Annotated in this window: 18 protein-coding genes; 16 read left to right on the top strand and 2 right to left on the bottom strand. The window is 59.4% G+C overall.

Annotation, left to right across the window (positions count from 1 at the left end; genetic code table 11):
• Positions 1–352 precede the first annotated feature (352 nt).
• Both QCBJ_RS17900 and QCBJ_RS17895 read right to left on the bottom strand, forming a co-directional pair.
• Entirely contained in the window at positions 353–1,573 is a 1,221-nt protein-coding gene (locus QCBJ_RS17900; protein WP_102061266.1) for a CaiB/BaiF CoA-transferase family protein, read from the bottom strand.
• A 12-nt stretch (positions 1,574–1,585) separates the two neighbouring features.
• A complete protein-coding gene (locus tag QCBJ_RS17895) occupies positions 1,586–2,767 on the bottom strand; it encodes an acyl-CoA dehydrogenase (RefSeq protein ID WP_003170842.1) in 1,182 nt (393 codons plus the stop codon).
• Positions 2,768–2,925: 158 nt separating this feature from the next.
• On the opposite strand from QCBJ_RS17895, the gene QCBJ_RS17890 reads away from it, so the two are divergent.
• The 16 genes from QCBJ_RS17890 to QCBJ_RS17815 all read left to right on the top strand — a co-directional run bounded on the left by QCBJ_RS17890 (position 2,926) and on the right by QCBJ_RS17815 (position 20,125).
• A complete protein-coding gene (locus tag QCBJ_RS17890) occupies positions 2,926–3,825 on the top strand; it encodes a LysR family transcriptional regulator (protein ID WP_093544894.1) in 900 nt (299 codons plus the stop codon).
• Between the two features lie 452 nt (positions 3,826–4,277).
• Positions 4,278–5,399: a Re/Si-specific NAD(P)(+) transhydrogenase subunit alpha gene (locus tag QCBJ_RS17885; protein WP_102061265.1), complete on the top strand. Its 1,122-nt coding sequence runs from the start codon at positions 4,278–4,280 to the stop codon at positions 5,397–5,399.
• Positions 5,400–5,414: 15 nt separating this feature from the next.
• On the top strand, positions 5,415–5,735 hold the full coding sequence (locus tag QCBJ_RS17880; protein ID WP_003220416.1) for an NAD(P) transhydrogenase subunit alpha: 321 nt from the start codon (positions 5,415–5,417) through the stop codon (positions 5,733–5,735).
• Positions 5,735–7,171 (top strand): NAD(P)(+) transhydrogenase (Re/Si-specific) subunit beta, encoded by a 1,437-nt coding sequence (locus QCBJ_RS17875; protein ID WP_012721552.1) that lies wholly within the window; start codon positions 5,735–5,737, stop codon positions 7,169–7,171. The genes QCBJ_RS17880 and QCBJ_RS17875 overlap by 1 nt, the downstream gene beginning before the upstream one ends.
• Positions 7,172–7,350: 179 nt before the next feature.
• Complete coding sequence (locus tag QCBJ_RS17870; RefSeq protein ID WP_012721551.1) at positions 7,351–8,844, top strand: acetyl-CoA hydrolase/transferase family protein; 1,494 nt, start codon at positions 7,351–7,353, stop codon at positions 8,842–8,844.
• Positions 8,845–9,162: 318 nt separating this feature from the next.
• On the top strand, positions 9,163–9,378 hold the full coding sequence (locus tag QCBJ_RS17865; protein WP_012721550.1) for a DUF1127 domain-containing protein: 216 nt from the start codon (positions 9,163–9,165) through the stop codon (positions 9,376–9,378).
• A gap of 263 nt (positions 9,379–9,641) precedes the next feature.
• Positions 9,642–9,827, top strand: a complete 186-nt coding sequence (locus tag QCBJ_RS17860; protein ID WP_102061264.1) for a DUF1127 domain-containing protein — start codon at positions 9,642–9,644, stop codon at positions 9,825–9,827.
• 136 nt (positions 9,828–9,963) lie between these two features.
• A complete protein-coding gene (locus QCBJ_RS17855; protein ID WP_046035892.1) occupies positions 9,964–10,284 on the top strand; it encodes a DUF2388 domain-containing protein in 321 nt (106 codons plus the stop codon).
• Between the two features lie 103 nt (positions 10,285–10,387).
• Positions 10,388–10,696 carry a DUF2388 domain-containing protein gene (locus QCBJ_RS17850; protein ID WP_012721547.1) on the top strand — a complete coding sequence of 103 codons (309 nt, stop codon included), beginning with the start codon at positions 10,388–10,390 and terminating at the stop codon, positions 10,694–10,696.
• A 38-nt stretch (positions 10,697–10,734) separates the two neighbouring features.
• On the top strand, positions 10,735–11,055 hold the full coding sequence (locus tag QCBJ_RS17845; protein WP_012721546.1) for a DUF2388 domain-containing protein: 321 nt from the start codon (positions 10,735–10,737) through the stop codon (positions 11,053–11,055).
• Entirely contained in the window at positions 11,052–13,013 is a 1,962-nt protein-coding gene (locus QCBJ_RS17840; RefSeq protein ID WP_012721545.1) for a DUF4105 domain-containing protein, read from the top strand. Before QCBJ_RS17845 ends, QCBJ_RS17840 begins: the two co-directional genes overlap by 4 nt.
• Positions 13,014–13,390: 377 nt before the next feature.
• On the top strand, positions 13,391–14,698 hold the full coding sequence (locus tag QCBJ_RS17835) for a CitMHS family transporter (RefSeq protein WP_003170826.1): 1,308 nt from the start codon (positions 13,391–13,393) through the stop codon (positions 14,696–14,698).
• A gap of 68 nt (positions 14,699–14,766) precedes the next feature.
• Positions 14,767–15,534, top strand: coding sequence for a TerC family protein (locus tag QCBJ_RS17830; protein ID WP_012721544.1), 768 nt, complete (start codon positions 14,767–14,769; stop codon positions 15,532–15,534).
• Between the two features lie 388 nt (positions 15,535–15,922).
• The gene (locus QCBJ_RS17825) at positions 15,923–17,581 is read left to right on the top strand and encodes a Na/Pi cotransporter family protein (RefSeq protein ID WP_046035891.1); all 1,659 of its coding nucleotides are present in this window, start codon (positions 15,923–15,925) and stop codon (positions 17,579–17,581) included.
• Positions 17,582–17,638: 57 nt separating this feature from the next.
• Positions 17,639–19,021, top strand: a complete 1,383-nt coding sequence (locus QCBJ_RS17820) for a pitrilysin family protein (protein ID WP_102061263.1) — start codon at positions 17,639–17,641, stop codon at positions 19,019–19,021.
• A gap of 72 nt (positions 19,022–19,093) precedes the next feature.
• Positions 19,094–20,125, top strand: a complete 1,032-nt coding sequence (locus tag QCBJ_RS17815; RefSeq protein WP_012721541.1) for a DUF5924 family protein — start codon at positions 19,094–19,096, stop codon at positions 20,123–20,125.
• Positions 20,126–20,164 lie beyond the last annotated feature (39 nt).

The following is a 20,164-nucleotide window of genomic DNA, read 5'->3' as shown; positions in this document are numbered from 1 at the left end:
CGCTTCCGATCTCTCGTTAGCGGGAGGCGAATTCTACAGCGTTACACGCTGCTGTCAACACCTCTTTTTCTCCGCTTTCGACCGAGAGGATCGAAACGTTAATAGAGCCAAACAACACTGCTCTACCAACTCCTTCTGGGCTTCGATGAACGGAAGCAACTCGCTGTCGAATTCTGCGTAACTCTTTGTTTACCAAGGAGTTTTCCGTTTCGACTGCGCCGGAAGTGGGGCGAATTATAGACTTCCAGAATCTGCCGTCAACCCTTAATTCTGCTTTTCTATCAATTAGTTAGCATTGATTAAAAAACCACCAACAAAAAGCCGCCAATACCCTCTATATAGAAGGAAGCAGTCAAATAACCCCCGCCGCCTTTAAAGCGACTACATTCGCCATGCCCAACCCCAGTACTTCCTGAAGCACCTCGGCCGTATGCTCACCCAGCAGAGGAGGCGCGCTCCGGTACTCCACAGGCGTCTTCGACAACCGTATTGGGCTGGCAACCTGTGGCACCATCCCTGCCAACGCATGAGGCAACGCCATCGCCAAGCCGCGCGCCTTGACCTGCGGATCATCAAACACCTGGGCCAGGTCATTGATCGGCCCACAAGGCACACCCACCCGCTCCAACTGCGATACCCACTCAGCCGTCGTCTTGAACACCGTAGCCTGGCGAATCAACGGAATCAGCTCCGCCCGATTGGCCACCCGCACCTTATTAGTAGAGAAGCGCGGATCATCCGCCCACTGTGGCCGCCCGGCCACTTCAGCAAACTTACGAAACTGCCCGTCATTACCCACCGTCAGGATGAAATCACCGTCGGCCGTGGGAAAGTCCTGATAAGGCACGATGTTCGGGTGAGCATTCCCCAGGCGCTTGGGCGAGGCACCTGTCGTCAGATAATTCATCGCTTGGTTCGCCAGGCATGCCACCTGCACATCCAGTAGCGCCATATCGATGTGCTGCCCACCACCGTCATGATCCCGATGAGCCAGTGCCGCCAAGATGGCCACGGTCGAGTAGAGCCCCGTCAGGATGTCAGTCAGCGCGACGCCCACTTTCACCGGCCCAGCCCCCTCATCACCCTCGGGGCGGCCAGTCAGGCTCATAAGCCCGCCGAGCCCCTGGATCATGAAGTCATAACCCGCACGCGTAGCATATGGCCCCGTCTGACCGAAGCCAGTGATCGAGCAGTAGATCAACTCCGGGTTGATCTCCTTGAGCGACTCATAGTCCAGCCCATACGCAGCAAGACCACCCACCTTGAAGTTCTCGATCAGGATGTCTGACTTGGCCGCCAGCTCACGGACCAGCGCCTGCCCCTCCGGCCGCGTGAAATCGATCGTCACAGACTGCTTATTGCGATTGGCCGACAGGTAATAAGCCGCCTCACTGGTGTACTCACCATAAGCATCCTTAAGGAATGGCGGCCCCCAGGCGCGTGTGTCATCACCACTGCCCGGCCGCTCAACCTTGATCACCTCAGCCCCAAGGTCCGCGAGGATCTGCCCGGACCAGGGGCCCGCCAGTACTCGCGATAAATCCAGTACCCGCAGATGCGAAAGCGCGCCCATGCCGTGCTCCTATTAATAGAACGCCTGAAGACCGGTTTGCGCGCGCCCCAGAATCAACGCATGCACGTCATGAGTACCTTCATAGGTATTCACCACCTCCAGGTTGACCAGATGACGTGCCACCCCGAACTCGTCGGAAATACCGTTGCCACCCAGCATGTCACGCGCCATGCGTGCGATATCCAGGGACTTGCCACACGAGTTGCGCTTCATGATCGACGTGATTTCAACCGCCGCCGTACCTTCGTCCTTCATCCGCCCCAAACGCAGGCAACCTTGCAGGGCCAGGGTGATCTCAGTCTGCATATCGGCCAGCTTCTTCTGGATCAACTGGGTCGCCGCCAATGGGCGGCCGAATTGATGGCGATCAAGCGTGTATTGGCGGGCGGTATGCCAGCAAAACTCGGCGGCCCCCAACGCCCCCCAGGAGATGCCATAGCGTGCCGAGTTAAGGCAGGTGAAGGGCCCCTTCAAACCGCGCACATCCGGAAAGATGTTCTCTTCCGGAACAAACACGTTATCCATGACGATTTCACCGGTGATGGAGGCGCGCAGCCCGACCTTGCCATGAATCGCCGGAGCGCTCAGGCCCTTCCAGCCTTTCTCCAGGACAAACCCACGAATATCGCCAGCATCGTCCTTACCCCAGACCACAAACACATCCGCGATCGGGCTATTGGTGATCCACATCTTCGCGCCCGTCAGGCTATACCCCCCCTCGACCTTGCGAGCACGCGTGATCATCGCACCCGGATCGGAGCCATGATTGGGCTCAGTCAAGCCGAAACAACCGATCCATTCGCCAGAAGCCAGCTTCGGCAGGTACTTCTGTTTCTGTGCCTCAGTGCCGAACTCGTTGATCGGCACCATGACCAGTGACGACTGCACACTCATCATCGAGCGATAGCCGGAGTCGACACGCTCCACTTCGCGCGCGATCAACCCATAGCTGACGTAATTCAAGCCGCTGCCACCGTACTGCTCAGGGATCATCGCACCGAGCAAACCGGTCTCGCCCATCTCGCGAAAAATAGCAGGGTCGGTCTTTTCATGGCGAAAGGCTTCGAGCACACGCGGGGCCAACTTGTCCTGGGCGAACTGCTCAGCACTGTCGCGCACCATGCGCTCTTCTTCGGTGAGCTGTTGATCGAGCAGCAGTGGATCGATCCAGTTGAAGCTTGCCTTGCCAGCCATGAATAAGTCCTCGCGGAAAGAATCGGAAGTCGTGGAAGCAGCCTAGGCCCGACACGCGCAGAGGGCAAACGAGGTTTCCGCATAGGGTTGTGCTAATTTCTCACTTCGAAGTAGCCGAGAAAGGCGCATATGCGCTTTAGTAAGTGAGGACACGGTATATGCGCAGAAAAATCCCCAGCACCACCGCTCTTGTGAGTTTTGAAGCGGCAGCCCGCCACGAGAGCTTTACCAAGGCGGCGCAGGAGCTTTCGATCACGCAAGGTGCCATCTGTCGACAGATCGCCAGCCTCGAAGAGTTTTTAAGTGTCGAGCTGTTTCGCCGCTCACGGCGTGGGGTAAAGCTTACAGAAGCGGGGCTGTCCTACAGTCGTCGCGTGGCCACGCAATTGGATGCGGTGGAACGCGATACGCTTTCCGTCATGGGTCAGCAGGGCGCTAACACCATCGAACTGGCCGTTGTCCCGACATTCGGTACTCAATGGCTGATTCCTCGCCTCAAGGACTTCCAACGCCAGCACCCCGAAGTCACCGTTAACCTCACGAACCGAACACGACCCTTCCTGTTTGCCGACACTGAATTCGACGCCGCGATCTACTTCGGCGATGCCGACTGGTCCGGCACAGAATCCCACCGACTGATGGGGGAAAACCCTGTCCCAGTGTGCAGCCCTCGGCTATTGGGTAGCCACACGCGGTTCAGTCCCCAGGAGATCGCAGAACTGCCGCTTCTGCAGCAGACCACACGCCCCTACGCGTGGCGCCAATGGTTCAACGCCCAACAACTGAACATACCCCGCGACATGACAGGCCCCCGATACGAGCTATTCTCGATGTTGTCCCAGGCCGCCATGCACGATATGGGGATCGCGCTGATTCCACCGTTCCTCATCCAGCGCGAGCTTGAGGAGGGACAATTGCTGATCGCCAGCCCAGAGGCGCTGAGCAGCTCAAAGGCTTATTACTTGATGATTCCGGACAAAAAGGTCGAATCTGCCTCATTGCACGCCTTCAGGGATTGGCTTATCGACCAGTCCCAGCGCTACAGCCCCAGCATTTAAAGGCCACAACCATGTTACTGACTTTGTAGTCAGTAAATTTTCAATCCTACAGATATACGTATATGTCGCATTTCAGCAGACTGTATCTGTCAGTCCAAGAAAAGGCTCAAAGCCATGATCTACTTGGCTTATAGCGACTGTCACAAGCCAATAGCCGACTATTCACATCGGCGATGGCAAAAGAGTGCAAAACTGCCTGCAGCCCTTTAAGCCCATGTATTTGAAGAGGTTATTTCAGGGTATTGCGACAATCAGTCACAGGGTGACTTGTAGTTAATTTTTCGTCACCCGTCATAATCCCTTGAAGGCCGTAAAGTTCGCCTGCAAAATGCCGCGCCCCGCTGTCATTTCAGCGGGATCGTGCTGATCGGCCGCCCCAGTTGCGCCACTCGCGGTGCACTGGCCTTTTTACAAAAAGATCAAAAGCAAAAAGATCATGCAGGAGATTTGACGTGCACATTGGTGTTCCTCTCGAAACCCAGACCGGTGAAACGCGGGTGGCTGCCACCCCGGAAACCATCAAGAAGCTGATCGGCCAGGGCCATAAGGTCACTGTACAAAGCGGGGCAGGCCTAAAGGCCAGCGTCGTGGACAATGCCTATGAAGCGGCAGGCGCAACCATTGGCAGTGCCAACGATGCGTTTGGCGCCGAGCTGATTCTCAAGGTGGTGGCCCCCAGCGACGGCGAGCTGGCGCTGATCAAAAGCGGCACCGTGCTGGTGGGCATGCTCAATCCGTTCAGCAATGAAACCATTGCCAAGCTCGCCGAACGCGGCATCACGGCCTTTGCCCTTGAAGCAGCGCCACGCACCTCACGGGCCCAGAGCCTCGACGTGCTGTCATCCCAGGCCAACATCGCCGGCTATAAAGCCGTGTTGCTGGCTGCGCATCATTACCCGCGCTTCATGCCGATGCTGATGACGGCCGCAGGCACCGTGAAAGCTGCGCGCGTACTGATCTTGGGCGCCGGTGTCGCAGGCCTGCAAGCGATTGCCACAGCGAAACGCCTGGGTGCAGTGATCGAAGCGTCTGACGTGCGCCCGGCCGTTAAAGAGCAGATCGAATCCCTGGGTGCCAAATTCGTTGACGTGCCTTACGAAACCGATGAAGAACGCGAATGCGCCGTCGGGGTCGGTGGCTATGCACGCCCAATGCCGACCAGCTGGATGCAGCGCCAGGCCCTGGCCGTGCACGAGCGCGCCAAGCAGGCCGACATCGTCATTACCACCGCCCTGATCCCCGGCCGAAAAGCGCCGACCCTGCTCAGTGCCGAAACCGTCGCACAGATGAAGCCCGGCTCAGTGGTCATCGACCTCGCCGCCGCCCAAGGTGGCAACTGCCCGCTGACCGTCGCCGACCAGGTGGTGGTGGAAAATGGCGTGATCATCTGCGGCCCGACCAACTTGGCCGGTGCCGTCGCTGCCGACGCGTCAGCTTTGTATGCGCGCAACCTGCTGGACTTCCTGAAGCTGGTCTTCACCAAGGAAGGGCAGTTTGAAATCAACCTCGAAGACGACATCGTCGCTGCGTGCCTGATGTGCCGCGACGGCCAAGTCATCCGCAAAAACGCCTAAGCAGGGATTCAGACGATGGAAGAGCTTATCTCCCCCGGTATCTACAACCTGATCATCTTTGTGCTGGCGATTTATGTCGGTTACCACGTGGTCTGGAACGTAACGCCCGCACTGCACACGCCATTGATGGCGGTGACCAACGCCATTTCCGCGATCGTGATCGTCGGCGCCATGCTCGCCGCAGCCCTCACCGTCACACCACTGGGCAAGACCATGGGCACGCTGGCCGTGGCACTGGCAGCAGTGAACGTATTCGGTGGCTTCCTGGTCACCCGCCGCATGCTTGAGATGTTCAAGAAGAAAGCCCCGAAAGCAAAAGAAGAGGCGCCGAAGTAATGAGCATGAATCTGGTAACGACGCTCTACCTGATCGCGTCGATCTGCTTCATCCAGGCCCTCAAAGGCCTGTCACATCCGACCACGTCGCGGCGCGGCAACCTGTTCGGGATGCTCGGCATGGCGCTGGCGGTACTTACCACGGTGGGCCTCATCTATAAGCTGGGCGCTGAGCTCGCCACCGCCGGCATCGGCTATGTGATCGTCGGCCTGCTGATCGGCGGCACCGCCGGTTCGATCATGGCCAAGCGCGTAGAAATGACCAAGATGCCGGAGTTGGTGGCGTTCATGCACAGCATGATCGGTCTGGCCGCCGTGTTTATTGCGATTGCCGCGGTGGTCGAGCCGCAATCCCTGGGCATCGTCAAACACCTGGGCGACTCGATTCCAGCCGGTAATCGACTGGAGCTGTTTCTCGGCGCGGCCATCGGCGCAATTACGTTCTCCGGCTCGGTAATCGCGTTCGGCAAGCTGTCGGGCAAGTACAAGTTCCGTCTGTTCCAAGGCGCACCGGTACAGTTCGGCGGCCAGCACAAGCTGAACCTGGTGCTCGGCCTCGCAACACTTGGCCTCGGCCTGGCGTTCATGTTCACCGGCAACCTCACCGCCTTTGCGCTGATGCTGGCCCTGGCCTTCGTGCTTGGCGTGCTGATCATCATCCCGATCGGCGGCGCGGACATGCCGGTGGTGGTGTCGATGCTCAACAGCTACTCCGGCTGGGCAGCGGCGGGCATCGGCTTCTCGCTGAACAACTCGATGTTGATCATCGCCGGCTCCCTGGTGGGCTCCAGCGGCGCAATCCTCTCGTACATTATGTGCAAGGCGATGAACCGCTCCTTCTTTAACGTACTGCTCGGCGGTTTCGGCAATGCGCCGGATGCCGGCGCGGCGGCGGGCTCGAAAGAAGCGCGCCCGGTGAAATCCGGTTCGGCCGACGACGCGACCTTCCTGCTGACCAACGCCGACACCGTGATCATTGTGCCGGGCTACGGCCTGGCAGTGGCGCGAGCGCAACACGCACTCAAGGAACTGACCGAGAAGCTGACCCATCGCGGCGTCACCGTGAAATACGCGATTCACCCAGTGGCGGGCCGTATGCCTGGGCACATGAACGTACTGCTCGCCGAGGCGGAGGTGCCTTACGACCAAGTGTTCGAGATGGAAGACATCAACTCCGAGTTCGGCCAGGCCGATGTGGTGCTGGTGCTTGGCGCGAACGACGTGGTCAACCCGGCCGCCAAAAACGACCCGAACTCGCCGATTGCCGGCATGCCGATCCTCGAGGCGTTCAAGGCCAAAACCATCATCGTCAATAAGCGCTCGATGGCCAGCGGTTATGCCGGTTTGGATAACGAGCTGTTCTATCTGGACAAGACCATGATGGTCTTCGGAGATGCCAAGAAGGTCATTGAAGACATGGTCAAAGCCGTCGAGTAACACTGCTTCAGCGCAATACTCGAAACCCCGGCCTCTTGTAGGCTGGGGTTTTTTATTACTCCATGAAACCCGACCAAAGGCTCTAAATCGCTACCTGGCATTCGACCATGGTAGCGGGCCGATTTTTTTTGAAATCACTAAACTGCGCACCTTGCTTCCGTAGCCCGAGATAAGAATCCATGTACCGTGATCGCATCCGCTTGCCTTCGTTGTTGAACAAGGTCATGAGCGCGGCAGACGCCGCCGCACTGATCGAAGACGGCATGACCGTCGGCATGAGCGGCTTCACCCGTGCCGGTGAAGCCAAGGCCGTCCCCCACGCCTTGGCCGAGCGCGCCAAGACTTCTCCGCTGAAAATCACCCTGATGACCGGCGCCAGCCTGGGCAATGACCTGGATAAGCAATTGACCGAAGCCGGCGTGCTGTCCCGACGCATGCCGTTTCAGGTCGACAGTACCTTGCGCAAAGCGATCAACGCCGGCGAAGTGATGTTTATCGACCAGCACTTGTCGGAAACCGTCGAGCAATTGCGTAACAACCAACTCAAGCTGCCGGACATTGCAGTGATTGAAGCGGTCGCAATCACGGAACAGGGGCATATTGTGCCCACCACGTCTGTGGGTAACTCGGCCAGCTTCGCGATTTTCGCCAAGCAGGTGATTGTCGAGATCAACATGGCGCACAACCCGAACCTGGAAGGGCTGCACGACATCTATATCCCGACCTACCGGCCGACGCGCACGCCGATCCCATTGGTGAAAGTCGATGATCGCATTGGCAGCACCGCCATCCCGATCCCACCGGAAAAAATCGTCGCCATCGTGATCACCAACCAGGCTGACTCGGCCTCTACCGTGACGCCGCCCGACAGCGACACACAAGGCATCGCCAATCACCTGATCAACTTCCTCAAGCAGGAAGTCGATGCGGGACGCATGACCAACAAGCTCGGCCCGCTGCAGGCAGGGATAGGTAACATCGCCAACGCAGTGATGTGCGGATTGATCGACTCGCCGTTCGAAGACCTCACCATGTATTCGGAAGTGTTGCAGGACTCGACCTTCGACCTGATCGATGCAGGCAAATTGAGCTTCGCGTCGGGCAGCTCGATCACGCTGTCAGAGCGGCGCAATGCCGATGTGTTCGGCAACCTGGAACACTACAAAGACAAGCTGGTACTGCGCCCGCAGGAAATCTCCAATCACCCTGAGGTGGTGCGTCGGTTGGGCATCATCGGTATCAACACCGCACTGGAGTTCGACATCTACGGCAACGTCAACTCCACCCACATCTGCGGCACGCGCATGATGAACGGCATTGGCGGCTCCGGGGATTTCGCGCGCAACGCGCACTTGGCGATCTTCGTGACCAAGTCGATTGCCAAGGGCGGGGCAATTTCCAGCGTAGTGCCGATGGTCAGTCATGTGGACCACACCGAGCATGACGTAGACATCCTGGTGACCGAAGTCGGGCTGGCTGACCTGCGTGGCCTGGCGCCACGGGAACGAGCGCGGGTGATCATCGACAACTGTGTACACCCGGCGTACCGCGATGCACTGAACAGTTACTTCGATGCTGCCTGTGCCATCGGCGGGCATACCCCGCACATCCTGCGCGAAGCACTGAGCTGGCACATTAACCTGGAAGAAACCGGGCACATGCTCAAGGCCTGATTGATACAGATCCGAGCTGATGCAAATACAGTTTCATCAGCTCGGCCTTGTCGCTGCCACTTATTGAAAAAACTGTACTGCTGTACCGGTCATTTCCTACCGAAATATCCCACACCCCTCATCGAAAATGGCTATTTCGCACTACTTAAGTGCAGACAGGTACAGTTGCCCTATTTTCGTACAGTACAGCGCCTATAAACAGTTAACTGGCCCCTCACAATACAGGTGAACTGTATCTAGAGAGTCTTGCGCCGGGAGAGGATCATTGGCATCAGTTAAACCACTACCTAATCCCGCCACAAGCGGAAGGATGTCATCATGGAACGTACACTCAGTTCCGAACTGTTCTTTGAAGAAAAAGCTGTAAACACCCAGGCTTCCCTGCCTCTGCGCGTTATCGCCAACCTGATGTTGTGGCAGCGCCGCATCTCCAGCCGCCACCAACTGGCTCGTCTGGATTCGCGTCTGCTGGCTGACGCAGGCATCAGCGAAGCTCAACGCTACGAAGAGCTGAGCAAGCCGTTCTGGCGCTGATTTAGCGCTCGCTGGCCCTGACCTGACGGGTCCACTGCCAGCAACCTGATTTGTCAAAACAGAGCCCGCCCCGGGAAACCGGAGGCGGGCTTTGTTGTTTCCGGGTTTGGGGTTTTGAGCGTAAAAACAGAAGCCTTTCTCAATGACAGGTACAGTTAATAAAGCAAAACAGTTAAGCAGTACAATTTAACTCTGGTGTATCTGTATCGGTGACCCCGCCCCATCCAACATGGTGATCCAAGACCTCATGAAAGGTACTCGCCATGGATAAGACTTCCCCTCTTTATAAGCGGCTGCCACGCCAGGTGGCCTTGGCCTTCGTTAGATGGGCACGCCTGGCTTATGAACGGCGTCAACTGTCACAGCTTGATGCTCGGGAACTGTCAGACCTGGGCATCAGCCATGGCGACCGAATGGCCGAGCTGTCCAAGCCGTTCTGGCGTGACTAGGCAGTCAAGAAGCTTCCCGAACGGATAAGCGGCAGCTTAATATCCAGCCACCACGTGGCGAACCGCGTCGTACAGGCGTCTGATCCCCAATGGCTGCCCTGCGCCACCTTATCCGTTCATCTACAGGAGTCTTCCCATGTCCCGTCTTCGCTTGCTGAGTGCTGCTGCCCTATTGGCCCTGACTGCCAACGCCAGCGCGAGCAGCTTCATCGTGACCACCGACTCCATCGTCGGCGCGCTCAAGGCCACCTCCGACGCCAGCTCCGATGCCACTTCTTCACTGCGCGACAACAAGGTCGTGCGCGCCGCTCGTGACGACGCCGCCAGCTTTGTCGCCAGCGAAGGTGCCATTCGTGGTGTGAAACTGGAGAGCGCCCTGGCACAGATCCGCCAACAAGCGCCGCAATTGAATACCGCGACTGACGCGCAACTGGCCCAAGCGATCCTGGCTATCTGATTCGGAGCACAAAGGGAGCGTCTGCCGCTCCCTGATACCGATGCACTGGCTCTCGCCTGGGCATTGCGCTAGCCTTGGCGCTCGCTTTCAGTTGTCGAGTCCCATGGCTTTTTCATACCGCCTTTTAATAGTCCCTGTGGTGTTTTTCTGCGGCTGGTCGCCATTGGCTTCGGCCTTTGACCTCACCACCCAGAGCACGGTCGTGAGCGCGTATGCCACCAGCAAGGTGACCTCCGCACCCTTCGACAAAAAAGTGATAATGGCCGCTCAGGATGACGCTGCCGCGTTTATCGCCACTGACGGCGAATGGCGGGGCGCACGGCTGGAGTCAGCGCTGGATTATCTGCGCCGCAGCCAACCAAAACTTAACGCCAGCGACCTTGAACTGGCGCAAGCAATTCTCGTCCAATAATCATCTTTGTATTCCATCTTTGTATTCGGAGTAATTCCATGCGTAGCCCGCTGATCGCCGCCACCCTTGGCCTGCTGTTGTTGGCCGACGTTGCCCAAGCGCATACCCTGGTGGCCACCAGTAACATCATTGTTCGCGCCTCAGGCCGCACCATTGATTTCACTTCGGACACCACCACCTCCATCCGCGACTCCAAAGTGGTGCGCGAAGCCCACGATGACGCCGCCAGTTTCGTCGCTACCAACGGCGAGATCCGTGGCGCGCACTTGGAAGCGGCCTTCGATACCCTGCGCACACGCCTGCCGGAAGCCCGCGACGCCAGTGACCAGACCCTCGCAGAAGCTATCCTCGCACTGTGAGGCGAATTGCCGCCTGGCTCCTGGCCGGGACTGTGCTGCTGTGTGCCAGCGCAGCCCAGGCCAGCTTGCAACTGCGGCTCAAGACCGAGGGTCTGAGTCCGGCTGAACAGCAGGCCAGCCAGGCGTTGCTCGACGAAGCCATGCGCTCGTTACCGCCGCGCTTTATCGAGCAGTTGGACCGGCGCATCGATGTCGGCTGGACCGACAAAATGCCCGAGAATGCCTACGGGCAAGCCTCCCTCGTGTCCGAGCTGGACCTCAACCGTAACCTGCTCGCCAGCCTGACCGACGGCAGCGCCGCCACGCAGAAAACCAATCGCCCCCACGGCACCGTGCGTCGCGAAATGCTCGCCACGGTGCTGCACGAACTGACCCACATCTATGACCGTGCGCGCCTGTGGTCCAAAGAGGACCGCGCGCTGATCAATCGTTGCAGCCGCCAAAACAACCTCACCGGCCTGATCGGCCTGCCTGATCAATGCCGTGGCCAGAATGGCCGTCGCTTTACCCTCAGTGACGACCCGCGCCTGCTGGACCTTGCCGGCTGGCCGCAATACGTCGGCCGTCGCGGCGAGCGTGAGCAGCACAACCATCAGGTCGCCCGCAGCCCGGACATCTACGAAACCACCAGCCCGCTGGAATTCGTCGCGGTCAACATGGAGTACTTCCTCCTCGACCCCAGCTACGCCTGCCGGCGCCCGGCATTGTTCCGCTATTACCAGGAACACTTCGGCTGGGCCCCGCCGGAACAAGACACCTGCGCCAGCACCTACGCCTTCCTGAACGCCGGTAACGATTTCGCCAAGACGCCGCTGGGTCATGTGGACCCGGAGCGCGTCTACGAAATCGACTACCTCCTGGCCGAAGCCAACCAGAACCTCGTCAGCCGCTGGGGCCACAGCATGCTACGCCTGGTGATCTGTGCGCCGGGGCGTCCACGCGGGCCGGATTGTCGCCTGGACCTGGACCAGCATCTGGTGTTGTCCTACCGCGCGTTCGTCGGTGACGTACAGCTATCGAGCTGGGATGGCCTGGTCGGCAAGTACCCATCGCGGTTGTTTGTACTGCCGCTGGCGCAAGTGATCGACGAATACACCAAGACCGAATTGCGCGGCCTGGCTTCCGTACCGTTGAAGTTGACCCGCCAGGAAATCAACGACACCGTCGAGCACGCCGCCGAGATGCATTGGAGCTACGACGGCAACTACTTCTTCATCTCCAACAACTGCGCGGTGGAGAGCCTGAAACTGCTACGCAGCGGCAGCGCCAACCCGCAACTGACCGGCCTGGACAACATCACTCCCAACGGTCTGCTCGAAGTCCTGAACGCCCGCGGCCTGGCCGACACCAGTGTGCTGGATGACAAACGCCGGGCACTGCGCCTGGGTTATCACTTCGACTCCTTCCGCGAACGCTACCAGGCCATGTTCGATGTGCTGCGCAAACGCCTGCCGATCAAACAGACCCAGGTTGAAGACTGGCTGTCCCTCAGTGCAGAGGAGCGCCGCCAGTGGTTCGGCCAGGCCGATCTGCGCACCAGCGCCGCGCTGCTACTGCTTGAGCAGGCAAGCTTTCGCAAGCAGTTGATGCTGGCCCAGGACGAAGTCAAACAACGCTACCTCGGTGCCCGCGAGCTGAAAAACGGTGGCATGGAGAAAGCCAACGCCACGCTGCAGCAGATCCTCGCCAACAGCGGCTTCCTCAGTCGCCCGGCGGAGCTGCTGGGCAGCGGTGGTTATGGCCTACCGCAACCTTCGGAAGCAAAGCGTCTTGAATCGGAAAGCGCCGAGCGCCAGAAGCAGCTGCAATCCCTGACCGGCGAATTGGATAAAGAGGTGAGGGCGCTGCTGGATCCTTCCCGTTCCGCCGAAATTGCCGCCTGCGAAGCCAACCTCAAACTGGTGGGCGAGCATTTGCGGACGTTGCACAAAGCAGCGGGCGGTCTGGAACTGCCCTAAAAACCTCAAGCCAAACACAGACAAATGTGGGAGGGGGCTTGCCCCCGATTGCAGCGTGCCAGTCACTGCATGCACAGGCTGACACACCGCTATCGGGGCAAGCCCCCTCCCACATTTTGATCTACATAAAGCCAGAGACTGCGTGCATTCCCTTCGTCACCTGTTTTTCCGGCGAAAGCTGGCTGAAAGCTTACCCGTCTAGGATCGCCTCCACTGCCGGCAACAGACCGGCTGTTAACAACAACAATGGTGATTCCCGATGTCCGTCCGTACCCGCCTGTTCGCCCCAACTCCACCCGTACGCCTCGTGCCTTTCGTTCTGCGCTGACCCCACCCGGTTCGCCATTCCCTAGCCGCGCTACGCCTGGAGTATTCCTATGCTGACTTTCCTTGGCTTTGCCATGGTCATCACGTTCATGTTCCTGATTATGACCAAGCGCCTGTCCGCGCTGATCGCCCTGATCATCGTGCCGATCCTGTTTGCGCTGTTCGGCGGTTTCGCCCCGAAGATCGGCCCGATGATGCTCGAAGGCATCACCAAGCTCGCGCCGACCGGCGTGATGCTGATGTTCGCCATTCTCTACTTTGCCCTGATGATCGACTCCGGCCTGTTCGACCCGGCCGTGCGCAAGATCCTCAAGATGGTCAAGGGCGACCCGCTGAAGGTCTCCGTCGGTACCGCCGTGCTGGCCCTGGTCGTGTCCCTCGACGGTGATGGCGCTACCACTTACATGATCTGCGTGGCCGCGATGCTGCCGCTGTACCAGCGCATCGGCATGAGCCCGCGGATCATGGCAGGCTTGATCATCCTCGCCGGTGGCGTGATGAACATGACCCCTTGGGGCGGCCCGACCGCCCGTGCCGCCAGTGCGCTGCATGTGGACCCATCGGATATTTTCGTACCGATGATCCCGGCGATGGCCGCCGGCGTGGTGGCGATCCTGGTGATTGCCTACATGTACGGCAAACGCGAACGTGCGCGCCTGGGTGAACTGCACCTGCAAGGCGATGAGATCGACCACAGTGAAATCAGCGTGTCGCAATACCCCGACGCTCGTCGTCCCAAGCTGATCTGGTTCAACGGCGCACTGACCCTGGCCCTGATGTGCACCCTGATCGCCGGTCTGTTGCCGTTGCCGGTGCTGTTCATGGTGGCATTCAGTATCGCGATGATCGTCAACTACCCCTGCCTGCAACAGCAGAAAGACCGCGTCGCCGCCCACGCCGGCAGCGTACTGGCGGTGGTGGGGTTGATCTTCGCCGCGGGTATCTTCACCGGCATCCTGTCCGGTACCGGCATGGTCGACGCCATGTCCAAGAGCCTGCTGGCGGTCATCCCGGAGGCCATGGGCCCTTACCTGGCCGTGATCACCGCACTGGTGAGCATGCCGTTTACCTTCTTCATGTCCAACGACGCGTTCTACTATGGCGTTCTGCCAGTGCTCGCCGAAGCCGCCAGCCACTACGGCATCACCGCCGTGGAAATGGCCCGCGCCTCCATCGTTGGCCAGCCTGTGCACTTGCTCAGCCCACTGGTACCGTCGACCTACCTGCTGGTAGCCCTGGCCGGTATCGAATTTGGCGATCACCAGCGCTTCACCCTGAAGTGGGCAGTACTGGTGTGCCTGTGCATAATGTTCGCCGCATTGCTGATGGGGATTTTTCCGCTGTTCAGCACTCTATAATCGTACCGACTCACTCACCGCGCGGCGCTGCAGCTTGCGCGGTTTAACACTTGCTCAAAGGAATACACATGGAATGGCTGACCAATCCGGAAATCTGGATTGCCTTCTTCACCCTGACGGCCCTCGAGATCGTCCTGGGCATCGATAACATCATCATGATTTCGATCCTGGTCAGCCGCATGCCCAAGCATATGCAGGCGCGCACCCGGATCTTCGGCCTGGCCCTGGCCATGGTCACGCGCATCATGTTGCTGCTGTCGATCACCTGGGTGATGCAACTGACCGCCGACCTGTTCGTGGTCTTCGGCCAAGGCATTTCCGGCCGCGACCTGATCCTGTTCTTCGGTGGTCTGTTCCTGCTGTGGAAAAGCTCCCAGGAGATGTACCACGCACTGGAAGGTGAAGACGAAACCCACGACGAGCCAGGCGGCAAGGGTGGTAAGTTCATCTACACCATCATCCAGATCGCGATCATCGACATCGTGTTCTCCCTGGACTCGGTGATCACTGCTGTCGGCATGGTCTCCCACGTGCCGGTCATGGTCGCGGCGATTGTTGTTGCGGTACTGGTGATGATGCTGGCCGCAGGCACCATCAGCGAATTCATCGACAAGCACCCGTCGCTGAAGATGCTGGCCCTGTCGTTCCTGCTGGTGGTGGGTACTGTACTGATCGCCGAATCCTTCGATGTGCACGTGCCAAAAGGCTACGTTTACTTCGCCATGGCGTTCTCGCTGGCGGTGGAAGCGGTGAACATCAAGATGCGTACGGCCATCGCGAAAAAGCGCAAACAGCAGGATCCGGTGAAACTGCGCAAAGACATTCCGGGTCAATAAAGCTGACCCGCTGCTGAAAGGGGCTTTCGCGCCTAATGCCAGTCAGTTAAGACGTAGAAAGGGTACAAAATAACCTGTGGCGAGGGAGCTTGCTCCCGTTGGGCCGCGAAGCGGCCCCAAAAATGGGACTGCTGCGCAGTCTAACGGGAGCAAGCTCCCTCGCCACAGGTACAGTGTTTGCCCTTAACTGACTGGCATTAGCTTTCGAGCCCCTTTTTCGCATCTGCAAAAAGCTGATTTCATGACAGTTTTGTTTCAATCCCCACTTTAGCTATGCGATGCTGGCGCAGAGCCCATTCGCCAACTACAGCTTAAGTAAAAGACGTAGAGCGGCACGCGGTAACTTTCCTTCGCTCATTTTAGAGCGCACCTACACGGGGGGCCGAGCATGCTGACCCTGCTCAATCTGCTTTCCGCCGTGACCCTGCTTATCTGGGGCACGCACATCGTCCGTACCGGCATCCTGCGGGTCTACGGTTCCAACTTGCGCCAAGTCATCGGGCAGAACATGTCCAAGCGCTGGCTGGCGTTTATCGCCGGTATCCTGGTGACCGCCATGGTGCAGAGCAGCAACGCCACGGCAATGCTGGTGACCTCCTTTGTCGGCCAGGGCCTGATGGGGCTGATGCCCGCCTTGGCGACCATGCTCGGTGCCGACGTCGGCACCGCGCTGATGGCGCGGGTGCTGACGTTTGACTTGTCCTGGCTGTCACCGCTGCTGATCTTTCTCGGGGTGATTTTCTTTCTGTCGCGCAAACAAACGCGGGCAGGGCAGTTGGGCAGGGTCGGCATCGGCCTCGGGCTGATCATCCTCGCCCTGCAATTGATCGTCGAAGCCGCCGGCCCCATCACCCACGCCCAAGGTGTGAAAGTGCTGTTCGCTTCGTTGACCGGCGACATTTTGCTCGACGCCCTGGTCGGCGCTTTGTTCGCGATGATTTCCTACTCCAGCCTGGCCGCCGTCCTGCTGACCGCCACCCTCGCCGGCGCCGGCGTGATCGGCTTGCACGTGGCGATCGGCCTGGTGATCGGCGCCAACATCGGCAGCGGCGTCCTGGCTTTCCTCAGCACGAGCATGCAAAACGCCGCCGGACGCCAAGTGGCGCTGGGCAGCTTGCTGTACAAGTTGATCGGCTTGCTGCTGATCATCCCGGTACTCGACCCGCTGGTGCTGTGGATGGACGGCTTGGACTACAGCGCCCAAGGCATGGTCATCACCTTCCACCTGCTCTATAACGTCAGCCGCTGCCTGATCCTGTTGCCGACCATCGGCCCGATGGCCCGGCTATGTGCCTGGTTGCTGCCCGAGCGCGAAGAAACCAATGGCAAGGCCAAACCACGCCACCTGGACCTGGCCGCCCTGGCCACACCGAGCCTGGCGCTGGCCAACGCCGCCCGTGAAACCCTGCGCCTGGGCGACCTGATCGACAATATGCTCACCGCCATGCAGGAAGTCCTGCGTGGCAAACAGACCGCCATCACCCAGGAAATGCGCAGCCTCAGCGATGACGTCGAGTCGCTCTACAGCGCGATCAAACTCTACCTGGCGCAGATGCCCCGCGAAGACCTCAGCGAGCACGACAGCCGCCGCTGGGCGGAAATCATCGAGCTTTCCATCAACCTGAAACTGGCCGGCGACCTGATCGAACGCATGCTGCGCAAAGTCCAGCAGCAAAAAACCTCACAGCGTCGCCAGTTCTCCGAAGTCGGCCTGGAAGAACTCACTGGCCTGCACAGCCAACTGATCGCCAATCTGCGCCTGGGCCTGTCGGTGTTCCTCAGCGCCGACCCGGAAAGCGCCCGCCAATTGCTGCGCGAAAAACGCCGTTTCCGCGCCCAGGAACGCCGCCTGGCACATGCCCACGTCAGCCGGCTACAGCGCAAAATCGTGCAAAGCCTGGAGACCAGCTCCCTGCACCTGGAACTGATTGCCGACATGAAACGACTGAACTCGTTGTTTTGCAGCAGTGCCTATGTAGTCTTGGAAACGTCCGACACCGGCGCGCTCTCTGCCGAAGATATTGCCGACATCACACATTCGCCCTGAACGTACGATGGCCCGTGAAGTCAGTTAACACTGACCTCACTCGCCAGGAAGCTTGTTATGCGTCGCCTGCTGTTCGCTTGTCTGCTCATGGGTTCTGCCCACGTCTTCGCCTTTGACCGCCTGCAAGTCGAGGGCTACACCTTGCCCAACGGCCTGCAACTGTTGCTCAAACCGGGCACCGAGCGCGGGCATGTGGCGATCCGCCTGGTGGTGGGCGTGGGCCTGGATGACTTCAGCTGCGAAGACAAGGAATTGCCGCACCTGCTGGAACACTTGCTGTTCAGCGGCATCGACGGCGGCGGCGAAGGTGAGCTGGAAGACCGCATGCAAGCGCTGGGCGGCGAGTGGAATGCCTACACCAGCAACGCCGACACCACCTTTGTGATCGAGGCGCCCGCACAAAACCAGCGCAAAGTGCTGGACCTGCTGCTGGCGATCATCACCCGCACCGAACTGACCGACGCCAATATCAACTCCGCCAAGCAGGTCGTCGAACGTGAAGACGGCGGCCACTACTCACACCTGCAACGCCTGTTGGACCGCCAGGACCTGGGTCACACCGCCAGCAACCAATTGGCGGTCGAACTGGGACTCAAATGCGCCGAGCGCGCCGAGGTCGACCACCTGACCCGCGACCAGTTGGAGCACCTGCGCAAACACTGGTACGCGCCCAACAACATGACCTTGATCATCGTCGGCGACCTCGACAAGCTGCTGCCGGCCTATCTGGAGCGCACCTTCGGGCAACTCGACCCGGTTGACCCCACTGAACACCCAGCGCTGCCGGAGATCCAGCACGCCGCCGCCAGCCATCGCGAACTGATCCACGGCTGGGTCGGCGACAGCGCCAAGCTGCACTGGCTGTTCCCCGAGCCGGTGCTGGACGACCAGCATGATGAGACCTACGACCTGCTCAAGGATTACCTCGATTGGGCGCTGTACCGCCAACTGCGCCTCAAGCACGGTTTGTCCTACGGCCCCTGGAGCGAACGTGAAGTCCTCGGCGGCGTCGGTTTCCTCAGCTTGAATGCCGACCTTGAGCGCGAAAACCTCCCCGAAGCAGAGCAGGTTCTCCAGGACCTCAAGGCCCAACTGCTCAAGGATGGCCTCGATCCGGCGGTATTCGCTCGCTTGCAACAAGCCGCCATCGCGCGCCAGGCCTGGGCAGTGCAGGGCAACAGCGCGCTGGCCGACTACTACTGGAGCGCTTCCGGTGACTACAACAACGGCCATTTCAGCGACCCGGTCAAGCGCATCAAGGCGGTAAGCCTGGAGCAGACCAACCAGGCCATGCGCCAAGTGTTCCAGCAGCCCGGCTACTGGCGTATCGAGAAACCGCTGCTCAGCTATGACGGCCTGAGTTGGATCGGTGCCGGCGTGCTCGGTTTGATCACCTTTGTGTTGATCGGCGTGCGGGTTTATCGCAAACGGTTTGCGTAATGAGGCACCGGACAACGGGCTAAGACGTTATTCTGTCTGGGATTTTCTCCTACAAAGACTGCGAACCGCCGAATGCAAAACCTGACCCGCTTGATCACCCGCATCCTCGAACTGATGAAGCGCTACCCCGGGGTGATAGCACTTGGCGGTTTTGTCTCGGGTGTGGGCAGCTTCATTCTGGTGGATCGCCAGCAGGGCATGGCCAGTTGGATCGCCGTGATCATGCTGGTGAGCTGGCTGTGGCTGATGCTGGAAAACAGCTTTACCCAGCTGTTCACCAAAGTCTTCAAGCGCGAAATCCCCGAGCCGCTGCTGCGCTATGCGACCCAGATGATTCACCAGGAAAGCCTGTTCTTTGTGCTGCCGTTCTTTTTCATCACCACCGCCTGGAACAGTGGCCAGTCGGTGTTCACCGGCCTGCTCGGCGCCGCAGCGCTGGTATCGATAATCGACCCGCTGTACTACAAATGGCTGGCGCCCAAACGCTCGCTGTTCCTCGCACTGCACACCTTCACGCTGTTCGCGGCGCTGCTCACCGCACTGCCGATCATCCTGCACCTGACCACGGCTGAGAGTTACAAGCTGGCCCTTGGCGTCGCCATGGCACTGTCGATCCCGAGCCTGGCGGTAAGCCTGCCGCTGCGCAGCCTCAAAGGCTGGGCGATGCTACTGGGGGTCACCGCTGCGATTGGCTGCGCCGGTTGGTTCCTGCGCAGCTGGGTGCCGCCAGCCACGCTGTGGATGACCGAAGTGGCCATCAGCACCCAACTGCAAGACCGCACGCCGGGCGACGACCTCAAGGAAGTCACCGCCGCTCAACTGCGCAGCGGCGGCCTCTACGCCTACACCGCGATCAACGCACCGCGTGGGCTGGATGAGCGGATTTACCACGTGTGGAAATTCAATGGCAAAGAGGTTGACCGCATCGCCCTGGATATCCACGGCGGGCGCAAAGAGGGCTATCGCGCCTGGACCCACAAGCAGAACTTCCCCGCCGATGCCGTGGGTCGCTGGCAGGTACAGGTGCTGACCGAAGACGGGCAGGTGATCGGCGTGCTGCGTTTCAAAGTGACGGACTCAGCACAAACGGACAACCCAAAGTAGGCAGGATCGTGCTATTACGTAGGAATTGTGGATAGCCAA

The organism is Pseudomonas sp. QC2 (genome assembly GCF_002859085.1).
GTDB lineage: Bacteria > Pseudomonadota > Gammaproteobacteria > Pseudomonadales > Pseudomonadaceae > Aquipseudomonas > Aquipseudomonas petroselini.
This window is presented reverse-complemented; position numbering and strand designations above follow the sequence as displayed.

What these genes read in the sequence shown, in the direction of transcription:
- QCBJ_RS17830 (WP_012721544.1), top strand. Translation starts at nt 14,767, where the DNA reads ATGGAATGGCTGACCAATCCGGAAATCTGGATTGCCTTCTTCACCCTG.
- QCBJ_RS17815 (WP_012721541.1), top strand. Translation starts at nt 19,094, where the DNA reads ATGCAAAACCTGACCCGCTTGATCACCCGCATCCTCGAACTGATGAAG.
- QCBJ_RS17860 (WP_102061264.1), top strand. Translation starts at nt 9,642, where the DNA reads ATGGATAAGACTTCCCCTCTTTATAAGCGGCTGCCACGCCAGGTGGCC.
- QCBJ_RS17850 (WP_012721547.1), top strand. Translation starts at nt 10,388, where the DNA reads ATGGCTTTTTCATACCGCCTTTTAATAGTCCCTGTGGTGTTTTTCTGC.
- QCBJ_RS17855 (WP_046035892.1), top strand. Translation starts at nt 9,964, where the DNA reads ATGTCCCGTCTTCGCTTGCTGAGTGCTGCTGCCCTATTGGCCCTGACT.
- QCBJ_RS17870 (WP_012721551.1), top strand. Translation starts at nt 7,351, where the DNA reads ATGTACCGTGATCGCATCCGCTTGCCTTCGTTGTTGAACAAGGTCATG.
- QCBJ_RS17890 (WP_093544894.1), top strand. Translation starts at nt 2,926, where the DNA reads ATGCGCAGAAAAATCCCCAGCACCACCGCTCTTGTGAGTTTTGAAGCG.
- QCBJ_RS17900 (WP_102061266.1), bottom strand. Translation starts at nt 1,573, where the DNA reads ATGGGCGCGCTTTCGCATCTGCGGGTACTGGATTTATCGCGAGTACTG.
- QCBJ_RS17820 (WP_102061263.1), top strand. Translation starts at nt 17,639, where the DNA reads ATGCGTCGCCTGCTGTTCGCTTGTCTGCTCATGGGTTCTGCCCACGTC.
- QCBJ_RS17875 (WP_012721552.1), top strand. Translation starts at nt 5,735, where the DNA reads ATGAGCATGAATCTGGTAACGACGCTCTACCTGATCGCGTCGATCTGC.
- QCBJ_RS17825 (WP_046035891.1), top strand. Translation starts at nt 15,923, where the DNA reads ATGCTGACCCTGCTCAATCTGCTTTCCGCCGTGACCCTGCTTATCTGG.
- QCBJ_RS17895 (WP_003170842.1), bottom strand. Translation starts at nt 2,767, where the DNA reads ATGGCTGGCAAGGCAAGCTTCAACTGGATCGATCCACTGCTGCTCGAT.
- QCBJ_RS17880 (WP_003220416.1), top strand. Translation starts at nt 5,415, where the DNA reads ATGGAAGAGCTTATCTCCCCCGGTATCTACAACCTGATCATCTTTGTG.
- QCBJ_RS17865 (WP_012721550.1), top strand. Translation starts at nt 9,163, where the DNA reads ATGGAACGTACACTCAGTTCCGAACTGTTCTTTGAAGAAAAAGCTGTA.
- QCBJ_RS17835 (WP_003170826.1), top strand. Translation starts at nt 13,391, where the DNA reads ATGCTGACTTTCCTTGGCTTTGCCATGGTCATCACGTTCATGTTCCTG.
- QCBJ_RS17845 (WP_012721546.1), top strand. Translation starts at nt 10,735, where the DNA reads ATGCGTAGCCCGCTGATCGCCGCCACCCTTGGCCTGCTGTTGTTGGCC.